At 67.0% G+C, this 22281-nt stretch carries 19 protein-coding genes; 16 read left to right on the forward strand and 3 right to left on the reverse strand.

Annotation, left to right across the window (positions count from 1 at the left end; genetic code table 11):
* Positions 1–531: 531 nt before the first annotated feature.
* Together D472_RS0107085 and D472_RS0107090 are read left to right on the forward strand one after the other, a co-directional pair.
* The gene (locus D472_RS0107085) at positions 532–3036 is read left to right on the forward strand and encodes an ATP-dependent Clp protease ATP-binding subunit (RefSeq protein ID WP_017603800.1); all 2505 of its coding nucleotides are present in this window, start codon (positions 532–534) and stop codon (positions 3034–3036) included.
* 339 nt (positions 3037–3375) lie between these two features.
* The gene (locus D472_RS0107090; protein WP_193373433.1) at positions 3376–4032 is read left to right on the forward strand and encodes a DUF3105 domain-containing protein; all 657 of its coding nucleotides are present in this window, start codon (positions 3376–3378) and stop codon (positions 4030–4032) included.
* Positions 4033–4100: 68 nt separating this feature from the next.
* On the opposite strand, the gene D472_RS0107095 is transcribed toward D472_RS0107090, so the two are convergent.
* A complete protein-coding gene (locus D472_RS0107095) occupies positions 4101–4976 on the reverse strand; it encodes an HhH-GPD family protein (protein ID WP_017603802.1) in 876 nt (291 codons plus the stop codon).
* A gap of 63 nt (positions 4977–5039) precedes the next feature.
* Between D472_RS0107095 and D472_RS0107100 the strand changes: the two genes are divergently transcribed.
* Together D472_RS0107100 and D472_RS0107105 are read left to right on the forward strand one after the other, a co-directional pair.
* The gene (locus tag D472_RS0107100) at positions 5040–5801 is read left to right on the forward strand and encodes a hypothetical protein (RefSeq protein WP_033303315.1); all 762 of its coding nucleotides are present in this window, start codon (positions 5040–5042) and stop codon (positions 5799–5801) included.
* A 91-nt stretch (positions 5802–5892) separates the two neighbouring features.
* Complete coding sequence (locus D472_RS0107105; protein ID WP_017603804.1) at positions 5893–6276, forward strand: SSI family serine proteinase inhibitor; 384 nt, start codon at positions 5893–5895, stop codon at positions 6274–6276.
* Here the strand turns inward: D472_RS0107105 and radA are convergent.
* Entirely contained in the window at positions 6273–7706 is a 1434-nt protein-coding gene (gene radA, locus D472_RS0107110) for a DNA repair protein RadA (RefSeq protein WP_083903404.1), read from the reverse strand. The genes D472_RS0107105 and radA overlap by 4 nt on opposite strands.
* 187 nt (positions 7707–7893) lie before the next feature.
* On the opposite strand from radA, the gene D472_RS0107115 reads away from it, so the two are divergent.
* The 12 genes from D472_RS0107115 (at position 7894) to ccsB (ending at position 20858) form a co-directional block, all read left to right on the forward strand.
* Positions 7894–8793: an SGNH/GDSL hydrolase family protein gene (locus D472_RS0107115; protein ID WP_017603806.1), complete on the forward strand. Its 900-nt coding sequence runs from the start codon at positions 7894–7896 to the stop codon at positions 8791–8793.
* Between the two features lie 215 nt (positions 8794–9008).
* Complete coding sequence (locus tag D472_RS0107120) at positions 9009–9599, forward strand: C40 family peptidase (RefSeq protein WP_026117470.1); 591 nt, start codon at positions 9009–9011, stop codon at positions 9597–9599.
* A gap of 157 nt (positions 9600–9756) precedes the next feature.
* Positions 9757–10692 carry a sugar phosphate isomerase/epimerase family protein gene (locus D472_RS0107125; protein WP_026117471.1) on the forward strand — a complete coding sequence of 312 codons (936 nt, stop codon included), beginning with the start codon at positions 9757–9759 and terminating at the stop codon, positions 10690–10692.
* 95 nt (positions 10693–10787) lie between these two features.
* On the forward strand, positions 10788–11582 hold the full coding sequence (gene proC / locus D472_RS0107130) for a pyrroline-5-carboxylate reductase (protein WP_017603809.1): 795 nt from the start codon (positions 10788–10790) through the stop codon (positions 11580–11582).
* A gap of 550 nt (positions 11583–12132) precedes the next feature.
* Entirely contained in the window at positions 12133–13668 is a 1536-nt protein-coding gene (locus tag D472_RS0107135; protein WP_193373434.1) for a tetratricopeptide repeat protein, read from the forward strand.
* Between the two features lie 183 nt (positions 13669–13851).
* Positions 13852–15012 (forward strand): acetoin utilization protein AcuC, encoded by a 1161-nt coding sequence (locus tag D472_RS0107140; RefSeq protein WP_017603811.1) that lies wholly within the window; start codon positions 13852–13854, stop codon positions 15010–15012.
* A 185-nt stretch (positions 15013–15197) separates the two neighbouring features.
* Entirely contained in the window at positions 15198–15995 is a 798-nt protein-coding gene (locus D472_RS0107145) for a phosphatase (RefSeq protein ID WP_026117472.1), read from the forward strand.
* Between the two features lie 256 nt (positions 15996–16251).
* Positions 16252–16455, forward strand: coding sequence for a helix-turn-helix domain-containing protein (locus D472_RS0107150; RefSeq protein ID WP_013155995.1), 204 nt, complete (start codon positions 16252–16254; stop codon positions 16453–16455).
* Between the two features lie 294 nt (positions 16456–16749).
* On the forward strand, positions 16750–17451 hold the full coding sequence (locus D472_RS0107155; RefSeq protein WP_017603813.1) for a TlpA family protein disulfide reductase: 702 nt from the start codon (positions 16750–16752) through the stop codon (positions 17449–17451).
* Positions 17451–18254, forward strand: a complete 804-nt coding sequence (locus D472_RS0107160) for a cytochrome c biogenesis CcdA family protein (protein ID WP_017603814.1) — start codon at positions 17451–17453, stop codon at positions 18252–18254. Before D472_RS0107155 ends, D472_RS0107160 begins: the two co-directional genes overlap by 1 nt.
* Position 18255: 1 nt before the next feature.
* Entirely contained in the window at positions 18256–19869 is a 1614-nt protein-coding gene (gene resB, locus D472_RS0107165) for a cytochrome c biogenesis protein ResB (protein WP_017603815.1), read from the forward strand.
* Complete coding sequence (gene ccsB / locus D472_RS0107170) at positions 19866–20858, forward strand: c-type cytochrome biogenesis protein CcsB (protein ID WP_017603816.1); 993 nt, start codon at positions 19866–19868, stop codon at positions 20856–20858. The genes resB and ccsB overlap by 4 nt, the downstream gene beginning before the upstream one ends.
* Before the next feature lie 132 nt (positions 20859–20990).
* Here ccsB and D472_RS0107175 read toward each other — a convergent pair whose 3' ends face one another.
* Positions 20991–21974 (reverse strand): LacI family DNA-binding transcriptional regulator, encoded by a 984-nt coding sequence (locus D472_RS0107175; protein WP_017603817.1) that lies wholly within the window; start codon positions 21972–21974, stop codon positions 20991–20993.
* Positions 21975–22281 lie beyond the last annotated feature (307 nt).

Genomic DNA, 22281 nt, shown 5'->3' on the forward strand with positions numbered 1-22281 from the left:
CGCTCAGCGGGCACGCGGTTCCCGCTCCTGTTTGGCCCCGCCTTGGGCGTTGGGTCGATCCGCGATCGAGCGAACCCAAGACGCGTCGTTGTGCCACGGCCCCAGGAAGGGCCGCCGTACCTCCTTCGGCACCCGACGCGAGTCTTCGGGTGATCGACCTTTTCGACCCCGAACAACAACGCGGCTCCAGCTGTTCGCTAAGAGCCGATAAACGGGCTTACGCACGTGCGGCCCGGGCACTCTGTGATGGATGGGAGTGCCCGGGCCGTTCGCCTTCGGCGTACAGGGAAATCTGACGCGGCAATTGGTAGTTGGATGTTGGGTGAACGCCCTATCGTCGGGGAAAGTCTCTGGCACGGACGGCTGCGGTCGGCCGTACGGAGATGTTCGTCCCCGCCGGCCCCGGCCGGCGAGGACGGACGGGTGCGACAGTGCTCCCCGGGGCGGTTATCCCTGTGGGGCCTATATGCGGAAGAGTTGGGTCGGAAGGATCCGTCCCTGCCTGACCGCTCTGTAGAGGAGCGACGAGACATGTTCGAGAGGTTTACCGACCGCGCGCGGCGAGTGGTGGTTCTGGCTCAGGAAGAGGCCAGGATGCTCAACCACAACTACATCGGTACGGAGCACATCCTGCTCGGCCTCATCCACGAGGGTGAGGGTGTCGCCGCCAAGGCCCTGGAGAGTCTTGGTATCAGCCTCGAAGCGGTTCGGCAGCAGGTTGAAGAGATCATCGGCCAGGGCCAACAGGCACCGTCGGGGCACATCCCCTTCACCCCGCGTGCCAAGAAGGTCCTCGAGCTGTCGCTGCGTGAGGCGCTGCAGCTGGGCCACAACTACATCGGTACCGAGCACATCCTGCTCGGCCTCATCCGTGAGGGCGAAGGCGTCGCCGCTCAGGTGCTGGTCAAGTTGGGCGCCGACCTCAATCGGGTCCGCCAGCAGGTCATCCAGCTGCTGCACGGTTACCAGGGCAAGGAGCCGCAGGCCACCGGTGCCTCCTCCGAGTCCACACCCTCCACCTCGCTGGTGCTGGACCAGTTCGGCCGCAACCTGACGCAGGCCGCGCGTGAGTCCAAGCTCGACCCGGTCATCGGTCGTGACAAGGAGATCGAGCGGGTCATGCAGGTCCTGTCCCGCAGGACCAAGAACAACCCGGTCCTGATCGGTGAGCCCGGTGTCGGTAAGACCGCGGTCGTCGAGGGGTTGGCGCAGAAGATCGTCAAGGGTGAGATTCCCGAGACGCTCAAGGACAAGCAGCTGTACACCCTCGACCTCGGCGCCCTGGTCGCGGGCAGCCGCTACCGCGGTGACTTCGAGGAGCGCCTCAAGAAGGTGCTCAAGGAGATCCGCACCCGCGGCGACATCATCCTCTTCATCGATGAGCTGCACACACTGGTCGGCGCCGGGGCGGCGGAAGGTGCCATAGACGCCGCCTCCATCCTGAAGCCCATGCTGGCTCGGGGTGAGCTCCAGACCATCGGTGCGACCACGCTCGACGAGTACCGCAAGTACCTGGAGAAGGACGCCGCGCTGGAACGCCGTTTCCAGCCGATCCAGGTGGACGAGCCCACGACCACGCACGCCATCGAGATCCTCAAGGGGCTGCGTGACCGTTACGAGGCCCATCACCGGGTCTCCATCACCGACAGCGCGCTGGTGGCCGCCGCGCAGCTCGCGGACCGCTACATCAGCGACCGCTTCCTGCCGGACAAGGCGATCGACCTCATCGACGAGGCCGGTTCGCGGATGCGCATCCGTCGGATGACCGCGCCGCCGGACCTGCGCGAGTTCGACGAGAAGATCGCCAAGGTGCGCCGGGACAAGGAATCGGCCATCGATGAGCAGGACTTCGAGAAGGCCGCGTCCCTGCGGGACGACGAGAAGCAGCTGCTGAACAAGAAGGCGCAGCGGGAGAAGGAGTGGAAGGCCGGCGACATGGACGTCGTGGCCGAGGTCGATGAGGAGCTCATCGCCGAGGTCTTGGCCGCCTCCACGGGCATCCCGGTCTTCAAGTTGACCGAGGAGGAGAGCTCTCGCCTGCTGCGGATGGAGGACGAGCTGCACCGCCGGGTCATCGGCCAGGAGGACGCTATCAAGGCGCTCTCGCAGGCCATCCGGCGAACCCGTGCCGGGCTGAAGGACCCCAAGCGTCCCGGTGGTTCGTTCATCTTCGCCGGTCCGTCCGGTGTGGGTAAGACCGAGCTGTCCAAGACCCTCGCGGAGTTCCTCTTCGGGGACGAGGACGCGCTGATCCAGCTCGACATGTCCGAGTTCATGGAGAAGCACACCGTCTCGCGGTTGTTCGGTTCGCCTCCCGGTTACGTCGGTTACGAAGAGGGCGGCCAGCTCACTGAGAAGGTGCGTCGCAAGCCGTTCTCCGTGGTCCTGTTCGACGAGATCGAGAAGGCCCACAGCGACATCTTCAACTCGCTCCTACAGGTGTTGGAGGAGGGTCGTCTCACCGACGCCCAGGGTCGCAACGTCGACTTCAAGAACACGGTCATCATCATGACGACCAACCTGGGTACGCGGGACATCTCCAAGGGCGTGGCCATGGGCTTCGCCAAGGAGGACGACGCCCACACCAACTACGAGCGGATGAAGGCCAAGGTCAACGAGGAGCTCAAGACCAACTTCCGGCCGGAGTTCCTCAACCGTGTGGACGACGTCATCGTCTTCCACCAGTTGACCCAGAAGGAGATCTTCCAGATCGTCGACCTGATGATCACGAGCCTGGACAGCCGGCTCAAGGAGCGGGACATGGGGATCGAGCTGCGGCCCCAGGCCAAGGAGCTCCTCTCCGAGCGTGGCTTCGACCCGGTCCTGGGCGCGCGGCCGCTGCGTCGCACGATCCAGCGGGAGATCGAGGACCAGCTGTCCGAGAAGATCCTGTTCGGTGACCTCAAGGCCGGTCAGATCGTCGTGATCGACGCCGAGGGCGAGGGTACGGACGCCAAGTTCACCTTCAAGGGCGTGCCCAAGCCGGCCGCGGTGCCGGACACCCCCGAGGTGGAGTCCGCCACCAAGGGCGACTAGGAACGAGCACCGGCCGAGTCCGGTACGGGGCGGGGGCTTTCCTTCGGGGGAGCCCCCGTTCGCCGTGTCGGGGAAGGGCCTTCGATATAGGGTGCCCCCGTGACCCATCCCCATGACCCCCACCGAAGCGACGACAGGCCGTCCCAGGAGCCGCCCGCCGGCCCTTTCCGCCCTCAGGGGCCCTACGATGCCCAGCAGTCGCCTCCGGGCCCTCCGCAGGCCTATGGGCATCCGCCGCAGGGGCCGCCGCCTCCTGGGCAGCGCCCACCCCAGGCACCACCGCCCGGATATCCGCCTCCTGGCTACCCGTCGCCTGGATATCCGCCTCCTGGCCACTCGATGTCCGGCTACCCCCCACCGGGCCCACCGCCCAAACGGGGTGGTGCGCTGCCCTGGGTGATCGGGGGCGGGCTGCTCGGACTCGTCCTGTTCGGTGCGGCGGGGTTCGGTCTTTGGGCCCTCCTCGGTTCCCAGACTCCCGGTCCCGGGACGGGCGTGGTGGCGGGCGAGGACGGGTTCGAGGACGTTCGGCTCTTCGACGACCTGCCCAGGGAGCACGTGCCGACCGGTGAGACCGTCGACTACGAACAGTTTCCACCGGTCGGCGGGGAGCACTACGCCTTCTGGCAGAACTGCGGTGTCTACGACGAACCCGTCCTGACCGAGGCCGCCGTTCACTCCCTGGAACACGGCGCGGTCTGGATCACCCATGATCCCGAACTGGATCCGGACCAGATCGAACGGTTGGCCGCCCACCACCAGCCGGGTTCCTACGTGCTGGTCAGCCCCATGGAAGGACTGCCGTCCCCGATCGTGGCCTCGGCCTGGGGCGCCCAGCTCCAGCTCGATGACGCCTCGGACGAGCGCGTCGACGCCTTCCTGCGCGAGTACGAGCAGAGCCCGGACGCACCCGAACCGGGCGCCCCGTGCAGCGGTGCCTACGACGGAACCGAGGCGGAGGCCGAGACCGAAGGCGTCGACGCCCGAATGAACTGAGTGGCGCTTGGCCGGCTCGCTCTTCCCACCCAGCACAGAAGTCGTGAACAGGGGGCACGGGACAGGCCTTAGGTCGGCAGAGCGAAGCGGCCGTCATCGAGGGGGTCGACCAGACCATCGTCGACCAGGGCGTCCAGGGCGCGTTCACGTTGGACGTGGTCGTCCCAGACGGCGTCCAAGGCCGTCTTGGCCACGGGATCGGGGGACTCCCGCAGTACGGCCAGGAGCTTGCCGCGCACCTGGCGGTCGGTCCCCGCGTAGGTTTGGCCTCGTCGGGGCGGACCGTCATAGGCGGGCTTCCCGGCGATCCGCCACGCGCACTGCCCGGCGATGGGGCAGTCGACGCAACGGGGCGAGCGGGCGGTGCACACCAGCGCACCCAACTCCATGACGGCCACGCCCCAGCGGGCGGCGACCGATGGCAGAGGTGGCAGGAGTGCTTTGGCCAGGGCGGTCTCCGCCTTGGTCTGGGTTTTCGGCGGGTACTCGATGCCGGTTTCGGCCCGGGCCAGGACACGCCGCACGTTGGTGTCCAAAATGGCGTGTCGTTGCCCATAGGCGAAACTCGCCACCGCCGCTGCGGTGTAGGAGCCGATACCCGGTAGTGACAACAGGGTGGCGTGATCGTCGGGTACCTCGCCGCCGTACTCCTCGGTGATGGCGACGGCGCAGGCGTGCAGGCGCAGGGCCCGGCGTGGGTAACCCAGCCGGTTCCACATGCGTACGGCCTCACCGGAGGGCTCTGCGGCCAGGTGGGCCGGGGTGGGCCAGCGTTCCATCCAGGCCCGCCACGCCGGCAGCACCCGTACTACGGGAGTCTGTTGCAGCATGATCTCGCTGACCAGGATGGACCAGGGCGAGGCGTCGGGACGGCGCCAGGGAAGGTCACGGGCGTTGGTCTCATACCAAGCCAGGACCGCTGTGCTGTAAGGGTTATCGCTCATCTTTAACGGGAAATCGGCGGGTTGAGTAGGTGAGGGGCGAGCAAAACCGCAATACTACGGCCCATGGCGTCAAGTACCGGACACCCCGCACCCGTGAGCAAGGACATCTACTGGAGGCGTCGGGCCTTCGTGCTGATCGGGGTGTTGCTGGTGTTCGCGTTGATCGCCTACGCCTGCAATCCGTCGGAGAACGAGGGCGAGTCGAGTAGTAACCAGGCCGGTATCGAGGACCCCTCGGCCTCTCCCAGTGTGCCGGCACAGGAGCCGGAACGGGACGAGACGGCCGAACCGGAGGAGGACGCCTCCCCGTCCCCCTCCGAGGACCCCTCCGAAGGCGAGGACGCCGAAGCCGACGAGGACTCCGAAGAGGCAGGAGCCTCCGGTGAGGGGTCGGCCGAAGCCGCCGCGCCCGAGCGTCCCGAAGACCCGTGCAGGCCACAGGACGTGGTGATCTCCATGAAGTTCGCCGAGGAGGACAGAGAGCAGTACTCGGGCGGCGCCAATCCCGGCTTCAGGGTCACCGTGGTCAACGTGGGTGAGCAGACCTGCACCGTCGACGTGGGGCCGGAGGCGATCGAATTGCTCATCCACTCCGGTGACGACCGTGTCTACTCCACCGCCGACTGTGTGGAGGGCGAAGGGCGAGAGGAGCGTCGACTCGACCAGGGACGCCCGCACGAGTACACCCTCACCTGGGCGCGGGAGCGTTCCTTCACCGATTGCCGTTCCTCCTCGGCCAAGGCCCAGCCCGGTTGGTACAAGGCCAATCTGAAGGGCGACCTCGTCAGCGGTGTCGACCAACTGGTCTTCCAGCTCAAGGGCTGAGAGAAGAACCGGTTTCGAGAAAATCCACAACTTTCGGTGAGAGCGCGACTACCATTCGTGTCGAATCTGATGTCGTCGTTGGAATGGACCGATGAGAACCGCACTCACCCTCGCCGCCACCGCGGCCCTCGCCTTGTCCTTGGCCACACCGGCGCAGGCCGCGACCGACAGCTACGAGCTCATCGTCCAGGGTGCCCCCGAGTACCGGGGCGAGACCTCGAAGAGTTGGGTGCGCTCGATGACCCTGGAGTGCGGCCCGGCCGGTGGAAGACATCCGCGGGCGGAGGAGGCCTGTGAGCTCATCGACGCGGCCGGGGGGTCGATCGCCGACGTGCGGGTTCGAGAGGATGGTTTCTGCCCCATGGTGCATCGACCGGTCACCGCGATCGCCATTGGTGGAGGGGGACGCTACGAGGAGACCTTCGGCAACGACTGTCTCCTCGAACAGGCCAAGGGCGCCATCTTCGACTTCTAGAAGGGCGCCTCTTCGTCGAGGGTGGTCTGCCCCGGGGGACGTTCCTCCGGCCGGTTCTCGGAGCGGCTCCGCTTGCGGCGTCGGCTCTTGGCCACCCAGGTCAGGGCCTCGATCAGTTCCTCCACCTCGTGGGTACGGATGCCGGGGACCGGGTCGCCGAAGTTCTTGGGTACGACCGCGTCGGTGAAGCCCAGACGCTGAGCCTCGGCGACCCGGCGCCGAACCCCGTTGACCGCGCGCACGTCACCGGCCAACCCCACCTCGCCGACCGCGATGAACCCGCTCGGAAGGGCGACGTCGTTGTTGGAACTGCCGGCCGCGATGGCCAGGGCCAGGTCGACGGCGGGTTCGCCCAGCTTCACACCGCCCACGGTGGACGCGTACACGTCCATGTTGGCCAGCTTCATGCCGGTGCGCTTCTCCAACACGGCCAGGATCATGTTCACGCGTGAGGTGTCCAGGCCGGAGGTGGCACGGCGTGGTGCCGGAAGCGGCGTGGGTGCCACCAATGCCTGGACCTCGGTGATCAGGGGACGTCGGCCCTCCAGGGTGACGGTGACACAGGTGCCCGGAACCGGATCGGAACGTTCGGTGAGAAAGAGCCCACTGGGGTCGGGAAGTCCTTCGATCCCCTTGTCCGTGAGCTCGAAGACACCGATCTCGTCGGTGGGCCCGTAACGGTTCTTGACCGCGCGCAACAGGCGTAGCTGGGAGTGGCGTTCCCCCTCGAAGTGCAGGACCACGTCCACCAGGTGTTCCAGCAGCCGAGGGCCGGCGATGGAGCCGTCCTTGGTGACGTGGCCGACCAGCACGGTGGCGATACCACGTTCCTTGGCGATCTGGATGAGAGCGCCGGTGACCTGGCGGATCTGGGTCACACCACCCGGTACACCGGTGGCCTCGGGGGAGACCATGGTCTGGACCGAATCGACGATCAGCAGTTTGGGCGCGACCGCGTCCACGTGGGCGGCCAGTGTCGCCACCGAGGTCTCCGCCGCCAGGTACAGCTGGTCGGAGAGCGCCCCGAGTCGTTCGGCGCGCAGTCGGACCTGCCCCGCGGACTCCTCACCGGTGATGTACAGGACCGGTGCCTTGGCGGCACGCATCGCGGCGACCTCTAGAAGCAGGGTCGACTTGCCCACGCCGGGTTCGCCGGCCAGCAACACGACGCCCCCGGGTACGGCGCCGCCTCCCAGGACCCGGTCGAGTTCGTCCACCCCGGTAGGGACCGCTTCGGCGCTCTCCACACTGATCTCGGTGATGGGGCGGGCCCTGGCGGTGACAGGGGTCGGTGCGACGGCGGCGGGTGCGGGTGCCCCCGCTTCCTCGACGGTGCCCCAGGCTTGGCACTCGCCGCAGCGGCCCACCCATTTGAGGGTGCTCCATCCGCATTCGACGCACCGGAACGAGGTCTTCGCTGCTTTTGCCATGGTCGACACGCTAACGCCTGCGTGTGACAGGCCTGGCCGCCCTCGAGACGACCCGTGGGATACATGAAAGTTACCTACGGGTTAGGGTGTTGATTTGGAAAATCATGTTAGAGAGTGTGTTGGGAATCACTCCCTTGTGTTCCTGAAGCCTTCTACGCCCCCCGCTCCTTGGAGAAAGGAAACCCGCGTGTCCCGCTCACACGTGTCCCCCACCCCCCGCTCCGGGCTTCGCCGTGTTCTGGCCAGGCTCACGGCCCCGGTGGCGATCGTCGCGCTGGGTGTCGGCCTGGCGGCCGCGCCCGTGGCCGCGGACGAAGTCGAGACGACCTCCTACACGCACTACGTCGCCATCGGTGACTCGTTCACGGCCGGACCCATGGTGCGAGCGAAGATGCCGCTCCTGGGCTGTATGCAGTCCTCGGTCAACTATCCCAAGCGCCTCGCGGAGGAGTTGGGGATCGAGCAGATCACCGACGTCAGCTGTTCGGGCGCGGTGATGAACGACCTCTACGAGAAGCAGTTCAGCGACACCGACCCCCAACTGGACGCGCTCCGCCCCGAGACCGATTTGGTCACCGTGGGGATCGCCGGAAACGACTTCGGTTTCTCCGAGGTCCTCGTCGAGTGCGCCAAGCAGAGCCTGCGCAACCCCTTGGGCAGTCCGTGCGCCGACCACTACGGTTCGGAACTGGACGAGCGGATCGAAGGGATGCGGGGTGAGGTCTCGCAGGTCTACGCCGACATCACCGAACGCAGCCCGAACGCCACCGTCGTCGCCGTCGGTTACCTGCAGATCATGCCGGAGAGCGGTGGTTGCTGGCCGAGCACGCCGATCTCTCGGGGTGACGTTCCCTTCTTGGACCAGGCGCAGACCACCCTCAACACGATGATCGCCGAGGAGTCCGCGGCCCACGGGGCGATCTTCGTCGACACCCTCGAACGTGGACACGACGTTTGCCAGGGGTCGGACACCCGCTGGGTCGAAGGGCTGATTCCGGAGGACGGGGCGCCGGTCCACCCGAACAACCTGGGCATGGCCGCCACGACCGATTTCATCCGTGACGCCCTCGGTGTCCCCGCCCCGTAGAGGCGCCTGACGGCCCTGGCGGACAGCGTTCGGTTAATGCGCTAATGACCGAAATGTCCGCCAGGGTCAAACAGCCTTTACCCTCTTTGGGCCTCAAGTCCATTACAGAGAGTGACAGATTGTGATGATTGTGTGACCAATGGTGGTGAGTCGGTGACAGGGAGACCCGCGTCACAGTGACGTGGCCCGTCCCGGCGGACCAAGGAGGGTCACGCATGTATCTGCCGCCACACCACGAGCAAATGCGGGCCTGCCGTCCCACCACGGACCCGGGACAGCAGGCCGACACCGCCCAGGCACGCCGCCGGGGATCGCGGGCGTTTCTCGCCGCAGCGCTCGCCGCGGTGACCCTGGCCACCGGGACCGCACCGGCACTCGCCCACTCTCACTCAACGACCCAGACCCCCACCGCGGAGACCGCGTCGGGCCGTATCCACCAGTCCCTTTCCTCCAGCACCATCGAAAAGGCCATCAGCGTCGCCCAGGCACAGGAAGGCAAGCCCTATGCCTGGGGTGGCACCGGACCGGGTTCCTTCGACTGCTCCGGACTGGTGCAGTACGCCTTCCGAGAGGCCGGGGTGAGTCTGCCCCGAGTCGCCCACGACCAGGTCAACTCCGGGACCCGGGTCTCCTACTCCAACGCCGAACGTGGAGATCTCCTTTACTGGACCAACGGCGGCGGCTACGCCTACCACGTCGCCATCTACCTCGGTGACGGCCACATGATCGATGCTCCGAGCTCGGGCCGCAACATCGCCGAACGCGCCGTGACGCGTTACAACCTCGCCGGAGGCGTGCGCCTGTAGCGCACCCCCCACCCATGCCTCTTCCTCGACGGCCGTCGTCCTCACGGGCAGCGGCCGTCGACTCGTGTAGCGGGCCTCAGACCGACGGCCAAGGCGAAACGCCACGATCCCGTATCCGGTCGCCCCAAGACCGCGCGAAGCGCATACTCTGGGTCCTGTGAGCCCTATCCAGGTCCCAGACGCGCCCGTGGTCCTTTCGACGGCGTCCGTCTACCCGGAGAAGACCCCGGCCGCATTCGAGATCGCCGCGAAGCTGGGGTACGACGGTGTGGAGGTGCTTGTCTCCTCCGACCCGGCCAGTCAGGACATCGAACTCCTCCGGCGCCTCTCGGACTACCACCAAATGCCCGTCACCGCGGTCCACTCTCCCTGCCTCGTTCTGACCCAACGGGTCTGGGGTCGAGAGCCCTGGGGCAAACTCCTGCGATCCAAGGAGATGGCGGAGGCCCTGGGAGCCAAGACGGTCGTGGTCCACCCGGCCTTCCGTTGGCAGCGCGACTACGCCAAGGGTTTCGAGAGCGGCGTGGCGCGGATGCAGGAGGAGACCGATGTGGTCTTCGCGGTCGAGAACATGTACCCGGTCCGGGTACGCGATCGCGAGGTCGTTCCCTATGCCCCGAGTTGGAACCCGTTGGACCGCGACTACGCCGACGTCACCCTCGATCTGTCCCACACCGCGATGTCCGGCTCCGACGCCATGGACATGGCCAAGCGGTTGGGCGACCGTCTCTCCCACGTCCACGTCGCCGATGGGTTCGGTGGCCAAAACCTTGACGAACACCTCATCCCTGGTCGGGGGACCCAACCCGTCGCCGAGCTCCTGGAACATCTGGCGGGCAACGGCTACGAGGGTCAGCTCGTCCTAGAGGTGAGCACCCGCAAGGCCGCGGACCGCCAGGCCCGGATACGGGAACTGGCCGAGGCGTTGGCCTTCACCAGGCTGCACTTCGCCGGTCCACCCGAACCCGAGTCGCGACTCGGGCGTCGTGAGCGGATCGCGCTGCTGCGCAGGCGTCCTCAGAATCCGCCTCGTCGCTTCTCGGTGGATGAGGGAGGGGCCATCGCCGACGAGGGGGCCATCGATCCCGACTGACCTTCGCGAGGAGGCTCGTCCACGGAGTGGGACGCGCCGTCCATCTTCGGCGTCGCGGGAGGTTAGCGTGGAGGGATCCGCAGAGAGGACCCTTCATGATCGCGATCATCGGCGCAGGCAAGATGGGCGAGGCGTTGCTCGCCGGGTTGTTGGCCAAAGACCACTCCCCGGCAGACCTCCTGGTCACCGAACCGCGTGAGGAACACGCCGCGGAATTGCGCGCCCGATACGGGATCGAGACCGTATCGGCGGTGGACGCGGCCAAGCGTGCGCAGACCTTGTTGTTGGCCCTCAAGCCCCAGGACATGCTCGCGCTGTTGGACGAGATCGCCTCGCACCTGTCCGAGGAACGACTCCTCATCTCGGTGGCGGCCGGACTGACCACCCTGGTCCTGGAGAGCCATCTGCCCAGCGGCGTCCCCGTGGTCCGCGCGATGCCCAACACCCCCGCCCTCATGGGGCGAGGGATGACCGCGATCTCCGGTGGCGCGCACACCGATCCGAACCACCTGGAGCGGGCGGAGGAACTGCTGGGCACGGTCGGCGAAGTGATCCGGGTCGGCGAAGAGCACATGGACACGGTGACGGCCATCTCCGGGAGTGGGCCGGCGTACTTCTACTTCATCGCCGAGACCATGATCGAGGCAGGTGTCGCGATGGGAATGCCACGCGCTACGGCGCAGCGGCTCGTGGGCCAGACGATCACCGGGGCCGCGGCCATGCTCGATGGCTCGGGGGAGCACCCGGTGGTGCTACGGGAGGCGGTCACCTCCCCAGGTGGCACCACCGCGGCCGCACTACGGGAGTTGGAACGACACGGGGTGCGGACCGCGTTCACCGACGCGATCGAGGCGGCACGGGACCGAAGCCGAGCTCTGTCCGGCAACTGATGGCCTTACGGTGATGGAAATCACATAAAAAATCGTGGTGTTCACTGGTCGTGGGGCGCTGCCATCAGCGTCGTAGGGAGTGCATAAAGTCGGGCAGAGTGGGTGAAGAACTCACTTTCCCCAGCTCCAGTACCTCCTCCAAAGATTCCGGGGCCCCATGACCAACCCTCAGCCGCCATCGGACCCTTCCCACACCCCCGGCCAGTCCGGGCCGAACATGCCGCCGCCCGGAGCTCCGAGCGGTCCTCAGCCCTCCGGACAGTCCTCGGGTGGGCACCCCGCACCTCGGTCGAACACCGGTGGGGGACCACCACCGGGAGGCACCCCACCCCAAGGCGGGGCACCCCCACCCGGCGCTCAGCCTCCTGTCGGACCTGCGGTGGGTGGGCAGCCTCCGATGGGCCCCCCGGCCGGTGGGCAGCCTCCGATGGGTCCCCCTTCCGGTGGGCAGCCTCCGATGGGTCCCCCTTCCGGTGGGCAGCCCCCGATGGGGCCGCCTGGTGGTCCGCCTCCGGGTGGGATGCCTCCGGGAGGTATGGGAGCCGGTGGGATGCCTCCCGGCGGAATGCCCCCGGGTGGGATGCCTCCGGGGCAGTTCGGTGGTCAGCCTCCGTTGCCTCCGCTGGGGCTCTTCCAGTCCAAGTCGGGCCTGCGCGCCGCGCTGCTCAACCTGTCCGGGGTCGGTGCGGGTTACTTCTACCTGCGTAACCGGCTGTTCTTCGGGATCAACGTGGGCGTCACGATCGCCCTGCTGGTCACCGCGGCGATCCTCGGCGCGGCGGACGACCTGCTCGTGTGGGTCCCCTCCCTGCTCGTGTGGGTGCTGATCACCGTCGTGCACGGTCTGTTCGCCGGTCGTGCCCACGACCGTCGTCTCTTGGCCCGGGGCGAGCAGCCCTCGGCCAAACCCATGCCGATGATCCTGGCGGCCTGCCTGGCCTTGGTGATGATCGTCTCGCTCGTCGGTGTGTGGCAGGCCGGTGAATGGCGGTTGCGCGTCGCCGACGCGGCGCACGCACGTGGTGACTGCGACACGGCGATCGACGGCTACAACATGGTCGAATCCGGTTTCCAGCTCTCCATGTCACCGGGCCTGATGGATCGGGCCCGTTCCGGTGTGGAGGCATGCGAGCTGCTTCGCCGTGCCCAGTCCGACGTGGAGAACGAGGCGTACGACCACGCACTGGAGTCCTATGGCGAATACTTCGCGCACGAGCACTCCCGCTGGGAGGACACCGACGGTAGCGTCGCCGAAGTCCACCTGGACTACGCCTCCCAGCTCGCCACCGAGGCCGACGAGCTCTACAGCGGCGAGGTGACCGAGGAGGTCGAGGAGACCTTCCGGCAGGCCCAGGAGACCTATACCTTCGTGGCCGAGGACTTCTCGGACACCCCTGCGGCGGCCGAGGTGCCGACCGCCTTGGGCGACCTGTACGACCTGGCCACCGCTGACTACGCCGCGGAGAACTGGTGCGGTGCCTTCGACCAGATCGGCATGTTCGACGACCTCACCTGGGACTCCGCGCCGGAGATCGCCGACCGGATCGAGGAGGAGCGTCCCGACGCGGCCCTCAAGTGTGGGTGGGACCAGGTCGACACGGGTGACTTCGACGGGGCGGAGGAGACGGCCGAGTACCTCGAGGCCACCTACCCCGACCACGAGGCCGACGAGGTCGAGGACCTGGTCCGACACGCCGGAGCGGGCCGCGTCGAGGCCGAGATGGACAGGGCGGTCCTCCTCGGAGAGAGCGAGATCGAGACCGCACCCTGGGAGACCGGGGGCGGTGACAAGGTCTCCATCCAGTACGTGAACCACACCGACGAGGAGATGGTCTTCCTCTACGTCGGTCCGGACGCCGTGCACGGGGAAGTCGTCATCGAGCCCTGCGCGGACTGTGACAGCTCCTCACCGCCCACCGACGCCTCGTGCCTGAACGACGCGAACGCCATGGACTTGAAACTCGATCCGGGCGAATATCGGATCCTCATCAACGCGACCAACGACTTCTTCACTCGTCCTCTGCACAACACCATCAACATGAAGGCCGGGGAGACCTACGCGGACTGCTTCTACCGGGAGCAGTAGGAGGGCTGATCGCTTCCGGTGAAGGTCCTGCTCCTGACTACGGCGATCGGGGTCCACACGGGTTCGTCTCGTGTGGACCCCGACGTGTCGTCCGGGCCCTGATTTGCGTACTGTGTGCTTCGAAACACGCACACCTGGAACGGGGGTCACCACATGGGAGGGCGTACGTCCTGCTCGCTTCGGGTGGCATGGGACGAAAGACTCACCACCTACGATTTCGGGCCGCATCACCCGCTGGCACCGATCCGCGTCGAGTTGACCATGGCGCTCAGCCGTGAGTTCGGCCTCTTCGACGGGACGGGTGTCGATCTGATCGACGTCGAGCCGGCCTCCGACGAGCTTCTGTCCTTGGTACACGACGCCGCCTACATCAAGGCGGTCAAACGGGCCGGCAAGACACTGGAGCCTGACGACGTCCACCTGCTCGGTACCGCTGACAACCCCGTCTTCCCCGACATGCACGAGGCCGCCGCGCTGATATCCGGCGCCTCGGTGGCCGCGGCCAAGGCCGTGTGGACGGGACAGAGTTCGCACGCCGCCAACATAGCGGGCGGACTCCACCACGCCATGCGCGGCAACGCCTGGGGCTTTTGCGTCTACAACGACCCGGCGCTGGCCATCGCCTGGCTGCTGGAACAGGGCGCCAAACGCGTCGCCTACGTCGACGTGGACGTGCACCACGGGGATGGCGTCCAGAACGCCTTCTACAACGATCCGCGTGTGCTCACCATCAGCCTGCACGAGTCACCCGTGACGCTGTTCCCGGGCACCGGGCACGCTTCGGAGGTCGGTGGTCCCGACGCGGAGGGTTACGCGGTCAACGTCGCCCTGCCCGCCGGCACCGGCGACTCCGGCTGGCACCGTGCCTTCGACGCGGTCGTTCCACCACTGCTGCACGAATTCCAGCCCGAGATCCTGGTGACCCAGCAGGGCTGTGACACCCACGCCCTCGATCCCCTGGCCAATCTCACCCTCAGCGTCGACGGTCAGCGTCGGGCCTACGAGGAACTGCACCGACTTGCCCGTAAGACGGCCGGTGGCCGGTGGCTCCTGTTCGGTGGCGGTGGTTATGGACTGGTCCAGGTCGTGCCCCGAGCCTGGACCCACCTGCTGGGGGAGGCGGCGGGCGCACCCATCGCCCCCGACCGGGAGACGCCGCAAGGCTGGCGGGACTTCGTCCGTGAACGCACCGGTGAAGCGGCTCCGCTGTACATGACCGACGGACGCGACGTCTCCTTCACGCCCTTCGAGCACGGCTACGACCCGGGCGATCCCATCGACCGGGCCATCCACGCCACGCGCACGGCGATCTTCCCCAGCCACGGCATCGATCCCACCCTGTGAACGGCCGGCCCGGGACCCCACGGACCCGGGCCGTCGGATCACATGAAGGTGAAATCCGCACGATCGCCGCGTGGAAGGCGTTCAGCGGGTAGGAAGGGATGAATACCGGGCGAACGGGAGCCGGCGCCGTGGTGGCCCCCGGCGTGTTACCGCGATCGCCGCCCAGGAGAGGAAGGGGTATGCAGGTGACGCCGCCGACACGCGCCGAACTCATCACCTATCTGGTTCGCACGGGGATCGCGGGGCATGTCGACACCCCACGGCAGAACAACCTGCGCCACTATCGAAGGCTCGTCCAGAAGGATCCCTACCACCAGTTCGGGTTGACCTTCTCCAACGACTGGACCTTCTCCGAGGTCCTGGCCCTGATGAACAAGCGTTGCGGTGTGGTGGGTGACGAGGAGTACGTGTGGGGGATCGACACGATCGACCCCGATCTGACCATCGACGCCCTGGAAGCCTTCGCCGATCGGTTGGCCCTGGCGGCACGGCGCCGTGAACGCGTCATGTTCGCCACCGGTCACCCCCGCAACCTTCGGGAGACCTATGGTGCCTGGAAGGACGCACTGGTGGAGCGCGGCTGCGTGGTGATCACCGCAGCGGGCGGGTACTCCTACGAGGTGACCACGGAACGTCCGCCCAACCGCCGGATCGTGGTGTGGAAGGACGAAGTCGCCATCGTCACGGACGGCCACCTTCCTCGGCACAGCCACCATCCCTTCGCCATGCGGGCCATCCTCAACGAACTCGCCGACCGTGGTCAGGCGTGGCCGCAGTTGGTCATCGCCGACCATGGTTTCGCGGGGGCCGCGGGGGAGATGGGAGTGCCGGCGATGGGCTTCGCCGACTGTAACGACCCGGCTCTCTTCCTCGCCGAACATGAGGGAAAACTACTGGTCACGGTGCCTTTGGACGACGGATATCTGACCGAGGACTATGCTCCGCTGCGCGATTACGTTCTCGCCCACGCGGGCCTGTTGTGATCAGGTCCGGCCATTTATACCCACCGTTAAACCTCATCTGCCCCCTGGACAACGCATATCCCCGAAGAAGGGCCGAACGACCTTCCCTAGACGAGGTCTCGGCCCTACTCTGAAAACGGACGTGTCAGTAGTGACAAGATGACACGCTGGCGTGTTGGTGGGACGGGCACGGCATCCGGGTCCTCCTACCACCCCGAGGCGCGTCAGGGCCGAAGGGTAGACAATTGCTCACGTCCGGGAATGAGGGCGTCGGAAGATGAACGGGAGTAAGCCGCCTCTCGAAGAGGTCCGGTTCTTGACCGTGGCGGAGGTCGCCACGATCATGCGAGTATCCAAGATGACCGTTTACCGAATGGTGCACTCGGGAGTTCTCCCCGCAATCCGTGTGGGGCGTTCCTACCGGGTCCCTGAACGGGCCGTGCACGACTACCTCCGCGAGGCTTTCGTCGAGGCCGGTTGATCGAAGCCGGGCGGGAGCCGGGGTCGGGCGACACGTCCGGCGCCCGGCCCGGCGCTCTCCGTGGGGACGGTGTGCCCCCAAGCACCGTCCCCACGGAGACACCCCTTCACCGGGGCCACTCCAGGCAGGGGCCCTTCGCCCCTTGCCGGCGAAGTGACTTGGGCCGGGGCGAAGAAGAGGGGGCCAAGGCGTCTACTACACTTTGTCGTTGTTGTAGTCAGCCCTGTTCACACCCCTGTTCGCGAGGTCTCCTCGATGCCCAGTACCAGTACAGGTACGCGGCGCCGCAGTGCCGTGCCGCGCCTGTCGGCGGCCATCTCGGCCGCCGTCCTCGCCCTGTCCGGATGCGCCGGGGGGACCGAGATCCAGACCGGTGGAGAGGACGACCGCTTCATCTCCGGTGACGGCAGCGCCACCGTCTTCGAGATGGGCGAACGCGACAGCGCTCCCGACGTCACCGGCACCACCTTCGAGGGCGATGAGCTCTCGCTCAGCGACTACGAGGGACAGATCCTCGTCCTCAACGTGTGGGCCAGTTGGTGTGGCCCCTGTCGTGCCGAACAACCCGTCCTGGACGAAGTGCACGCCGAGTACGGGGACCTCGGCGTGCACTTCCTCGGTGTGAACATCAAGGACAACGAGACCGCCGCGTTGGCCTACACCGACAACAAGGGCGTGGTCTACCCGAGCCTGTACGACCAGCCCGGCGAGATCCCGCAGGCATTTCGGGAGACCGTCCCGCCCCGAGCCATCCCCAGCACCCTGATCCTGGACCCGAACGGCGACATCGCCGCCCGTGTCATCGGCCCCACCACCTATGGGCAACTCACCGAGCTCCTGAACCCGCTGGTGGTCGAGTTCGACTTCGGGGACCCCGAGGAACGCCCGCGCGTTTCGGAGCAGGAAGCCGAGGACGACGCCGAGGGCACCGAATCAGAGGACACCGATGAGGCCGAGGCCACCGACGAGGGCGGCCCGGCCGGAGACGACGAATGATGGACCCGATCGGAACCACGGTCCTGACGGGTTCGCTCCTGCTCGCCGCACCCTTGGCCCTCGCCGCCGGACTGGTCTCCTTCCTCTCGCCGTGCGTGCTACCGCTCGTCCCCGGATACCTGTCCTACGTGACCGGGATGAGCGGCTCCCACGTGCGCGAACGTCAGGAGAACACCGCCGCCGGCACCACCACCATCGCCGACATCGACACCGAGCTCGCCGACCGACGATGGACGATGGTCACCGGCAGCGTCCTGTTCATCGCCGGTTTCAGCCTCGTCTTCGTCGCGGTCGGCGGGTTCATCGGCTGGCTGGGCGACCTGTTCATGGATTACACCGACCCCATCACCCGGATCCTCGGCGGGCTGACCATCGTGCTCGGCCTGGCCTTCATGGGGTTCGTACCGGGGCTGGGCCGGGAGTTGCGCTTCCACCGCCTGCCCCGTGCCGGGCTGGCCGGCGCCCCCATGCTCGGGATCCTTTTCGGGCTGGGTTGGACCCCGTGTATCGGGCCGACTCTGGCAGCCGTCCAGACACTCGCCTTCGTCGAGGGAGGCGCCGGCCGTGGCGTACTCCTGTCCCTCATCTACTGCGTCGGCCTGGGGCTGCCCTTCGTCGTCGCCTCCCTGCTCTATCGACGTGCGCTCGGCGCCTTCGACTGGCTCAAGCGCCACACCCGTACGGTCACGATGGTCGGCGGAGTCATGCTCGTCCTGGTCGGCCTGGCCATGGTGTCCGGGTTGTGGGCCGAGATGACCATCGCCATGCAGGGGTGGGCCGCCAACTTCCAGACGGTGATCTGACTTGAGCACGACCACATCCGAGAATTCGCACGACGAGCCGGAGAGCCCCGCGCCCAAGCCCAAGGGGCTGGGCGCTCTGGGTTGGGCCCGCTGGATCTGGCGCACGCTCACCTCGATGCGTACCGCCCTGATCCTGTTGTTCCTGCTCGCGCTGGGGGCCATCCCCGGTTCGTTCCTGCCCCAGAACGTGGTCAGCGTCGACGAGGTGGCCACCTACTTCCGGGAGAACCCGGAACTGGCCCCTTGGCTGGACCGGTTCTACCTGTTCGACGTGTTCTCCTCGCCCTGGTACGGGGCGATCTACCTGCTGCTCTTCGTGTCGCTGGCGGGATGCGTGATCCCGCGCGCCATCACCCACGCCAAGGCGGTCCGCGCCCGACCGGTGAAAACGCCGCGCAACCTGGGTCGTATGCCGTACGTGGCCCGGTTCGGCACCGACGCGACCCCCGACACCGCCCTGGAACGGGCCCGCGAGGTCCTCAAGGGATACCGGATCGAACGCTACGAAGACTCGGTCTCCGCGGAGACCGGGTACCTGCGCGAGGTCGGTAACGTGTTGTTCCACCTCGCCCTGCTCGGGCTGCTTCTGGCCCTGGCCGCCGGGGCGTTCTTCGGTTATCGAGGAAACCTGCTCCTCGTGGAGGGCGATGGGTTCGCCAACACGCTCCCCTCCTACGACGCCATTTACCCCGGCCACTGGACCGACACCGACGAGTTCGCTCCGTTCACGATCCACATGGAGGACTTCGAGGCCGTCTTCATCGAGGAGGGGAGCCTGCGAGGGCAGGCCGACTCCTACGTGGCCGACCTCCGCTACACGGAGGAACCCGGCGGGGAGGAGAGGACCCACCGACTACAGGTCAACCACCCGCTGAGCGTCGGTGGTGTGCAGGTGTACCTGCTCGGCCACGGTTACGCACCCGAGTTCGAGGTTCGCAACGCCGACGACGAGGTGGTCTTCGACCAGGCGGTCCCGTTCCTGTATCGCGACACCATGAGCTTCACCTCCGACGGGGTCGTCAAGGTGCCCGACACCGGGGGTGAGGAACTCGGCTTCGTGGGGGTCTTCCTGCCCAGCGCGATGGAGGATTCCGAGGGCGAACTGGTCTCCGACTTCCCCGGGGCCCGAAACCCGATGGTGACCCTGGAGGCCTACCGAGGCGACCTGGGCATGGTCGATCCTCAGTCGGTCTATCAGCTCAAGACCCAGGGCATGGAAGGGCTCGGCGAATCACCCGTGATGGCGGTCGGTGACACCTGGGAATTGCCCGAAGAGGCGGGCTCGATCACCTTCACCGGGGTCAAGGAGTACGCCACCTTGCAGACCAACCGGGACGGGGCCCGACTGCCCGCCCTCGCCGCGGCCACCCTGGCCGTGGTGGGACTGCTCGTGACCCTGTTCGTGCGTCCCCGGCGCGTCTGGGTCCGGGCCACCGAAGGTGAGGACGGGCGTACCCGAGTGGAGTTGGCCGGGCTCGGTAAGACCGAGGCCGCCGGCGACAACACCGAGTTCCACGAGCTCACCTCACGCCTGGCCGCACGGCTCCGGAGCGAGCCGGACGACGACCCCAACACCCCACCTGAAAAGTCGACAACACAAGGGAGTGACCGGTGACGTACACACTCGCCGCACCCGTGAACGAGAGCATGGCGTCGGCCAGTGACACGCTCATCATCGCGATGATCGTGACCTACGCCGCCGCGATGTTCCTGTTCGCCATCGAGGCGGCCTATGGCACCCGCACCAAGTTGAAGGCCGGTCGACTCATGCCGGTCGGGGCCGGTTCGGTCGAAGGCGGCGACGGCGACATCGAGGTCAACGTCCGTTCCACCGAGAAAGAGGCCCAGGCCTCCCAGAGCGTGCTCGGCAGGATCGCCCTCGCCGTGACGGCCCTGGGCTTCGTGCTCAACCTCGCCCAGATCGTCACCCGAGGTCTGGCGGCCGGCCGGTGGCCTTGGGGCAACATGTTCGAGTTCGTCGTGGCGATGTGTCTGGTCGCCGTCGGTGCGCTGCTGTACGCCTCCTGGCGTTACCAGGCCCGTTTCCTCGGAGCTTTCGTCCTCGTTCCGGTCCTGCTGCTCCTGGGCGTCGGCGTGCGTTGGCTGTACGTCGACCCGGGGCCGCTCATTCCGGCGTTGCAGTCCTACTGGGTGCCGATCCACGTCACCGCGGTGATCATCGCGGGTGGTGGGTTCATGGTCTCCGGTGTCGCGGGCATCACCTACCTGGTGTCCCACCGAAGTGAAACTCGGCGGGCCAGAGGGGAGACGGTCACCGGTATCGCCGGTCGGCTGCCCAGTCCGGAGATCCTGGACCGCATCTCCCACCGGTTCATCCTCTTCGCCTTCCCGCTGTGGACCTTCGGCGTCATCGCCGGATCGATCTGGGCCGACGAGGCCTGGGGCCGTTTCTGGGGCTGGGACCCCAAGGAGGTCTGGTCGTTCATCTCCTGGGTGATCTACGCGGCCTACCTGCACGCGCGGGCCACCGGTGGATGGCGCGGCCCCAAGGCCACCTGGATCAACGTGCTCGGCTTCCTCACCGTCATGTTCAACCTCTTTGCCGTGAACTACCTGTTCAGCGGTCTGCACTCCTACGCCTAGCCGTGCTCGTCCTGGTCCCTTGCTCGGCTTCGGACCGTGTTCGGTCGCCACGAGGAAGGGCAGGAACCTTCGGCGCCTCCAGAACCCTGTCGGCGCTCGAACGTAACCCCCTCGGCTGAGGCGGACCGTGGGTCAGGCGTTGCGGGGCGGGGCGGTCGATTCCCTTGTGACCAAGGAGGTCTCCAAGGTCACGGTCCCGGTGGAGCCACGTGCGTCCACCGATCGAAGAAGCAGGTCGACCGCCCCCCGCCCGGCCTCGGTCACCGGCATTCCGACCGTGGTTAGGGCGGGACTGGAGTAACGGGCCACGTGGCTGTCGTCCACACCGACCACACTGAGGTCCCGTGGAACGCGCAAGCCGAGCTCGGTCACCCTCTGGACCAGCCCGAAGGCCACCAGGTCGTTGTGGGCCAAGACCGCAGTGGCCCCGCTGGACACGACCTCCTCCGCGACGGCGCGCCCGCCCTCCTCGGTGGGTGGGTTGGGGCCGACACGTTGGACCAGGACTCCGTGCGCGTTCGCGATCCCCTCGGCGGCGCGTTCGATCTCTCCGCTGGTCCAGGAGCGCCCGGGACCGCTCGCCACGATGATCTCCCGGTGCCCGAGCCCCAGAAGGTGCTCCATGGCCTGACGGGCACCCGCACCGACGTCCATCAGCACGGCGGACACACCACGGAGTCGACGATTGACCACGACCAGTGGGATCTCTTCGGCGAGTTCGGTGATGACGCGGTTGGTCAGACGCGGGGCGACCAGCACGGCGCCGTCCACCTGTTTGGCCATGGAACGGATCAGTTCCTCCTCGACTCGGGCCTGTTCGTCGGTGTCGGCGATGAAGACGTGGTAGTCGCGCTCGCGGGCCTGGGCCTGGGCGGCCTTGAGGAGCGGAGGGAAGAAGGGGTTGGCTATGTCCGCGACGATCAGACCGAGGTTTCCGGTTCTGCGGGTGGACAGGGCCCGGGCCGCGCGGTTCGGCCGGTAACCGAGCTCCTCCGCCGTGGCCAGGACCCTCGCCCGAGTATCGGAGTTGACCAGGTGCGCCGCGGAGAAGGCCCGCGAGACCGTGGAAACGTGGACTCCGCTCACCCGTGCGACGTCTTTGATGGTGACGGCCACCCGTGGACTCCGTTCCGTTGATGGATCTATGAGGCGACAAGCGTTTGTTGGGGAGTGAGGGTTTCCTTTGGTGTCGCTTTTGTCATCCTCACCCATCCAAGGGCCGCTTTTCCAGCATTTTCCGGCAACGACTTGATGCTGGGAGGGTCGATGTACGAAGTGGAATCGGGGACGTTCGCGCAAACGTTTGTATATGGGGGTTTCACGGTCCACACCCCCGAGGAGCGGCGCCCATGTGCGGGTTCACTCCGTTTCGGTCCCTGGCCCCGGCGGTCCCGTCGACCGCCACCACGGTCGGTGTCGGCTT

The sequence above is a fragment of the Nocardiopsis alkaliphila YIM 80379 genome (genome assembly GCF_000341005.1).
GTDB classification, from domain to species: domain Bacteria; phylum Actinomycetota; class Actinomycetes; order Streptosporangiales; family Streptosporangiaceae; genus Nocardiopsis; species Nocardiopsis alkaliphila.

Coding starts and splice junctions, on each gene's coding strand:
- D472_RS0107090 (WP_193373433.1), top strand. CDS start 3,376: ATGTCCGGCTACCCCCCACCGGGCCCACCGCCCAAACGGGGTGGTGCG.
- D472_RS0107160 (WP_017603814.1), top strand. CDS start 17,451: ATGGACCCGATCGGAACCACGGTCCTGACGGGTTCGCTCCTGCTCGCC.
- D472_RS0107150 (WP_013155995.1), top strand. CDS start 16,252: ATGAACGGGAGTAAGCCGCCTCTCGAAGAGGTCCGGTTCTTGACCGTG.
- D472_RS0107120 (WP_026117470.1), top strand. CDS start 9,009: ATGTATCTGCCGCCACACCACGAGCAAATGCGGGCCTGCCGTCCCACC.
- D472_RS0107085 (WP_017603800.1), top strand. CDS start 532: ATGTTCGAGAGGTTTACCGACCGCGCGCGGCGAGTGGTGGTTCTGGCT.
- proC (WP_017603809.1), top strand. CDS start 10,788: ATGATCGCGATCATCGGCGCAGGCAAGATGGGCGAGGCGTTGCTCGCC.
- radA (WP_083903404.1), bottom strand. CDS start 7,706: ATGGCAAAAGCAGCGAAGACCTCGTTCCGGTGCGTCGAATGCGGATGG.
- D472_RS0107095 (WP_017603802.1), bottom strand. CDS start 4,976: ATGAGCGATAACCCTTACAGCACAGCGGTCCTGGCTTGGTATGAGACC.
- D472_RS0107135 (WP_193373434.1), top strand. CDS start 12,133: ATGCCTCCCGGCGGAATGCCCCCGGGTGGGATGCCTCCGGGGCAGTTC.
- D472_RS0107100 (WP_033303315.1), top strand. CDS start 5,040: ATGGCGTCAAGTACCGGACACCCCGCACCCGTGAGCAAGGACATCTAC.
- D472_RS0107105 (WP_017603804.1), top strand. CDS start 5,893: ATGAGAACCGCACTCACCCTCGCCGCCACCGCGGCCCTCGCCTTGTCC.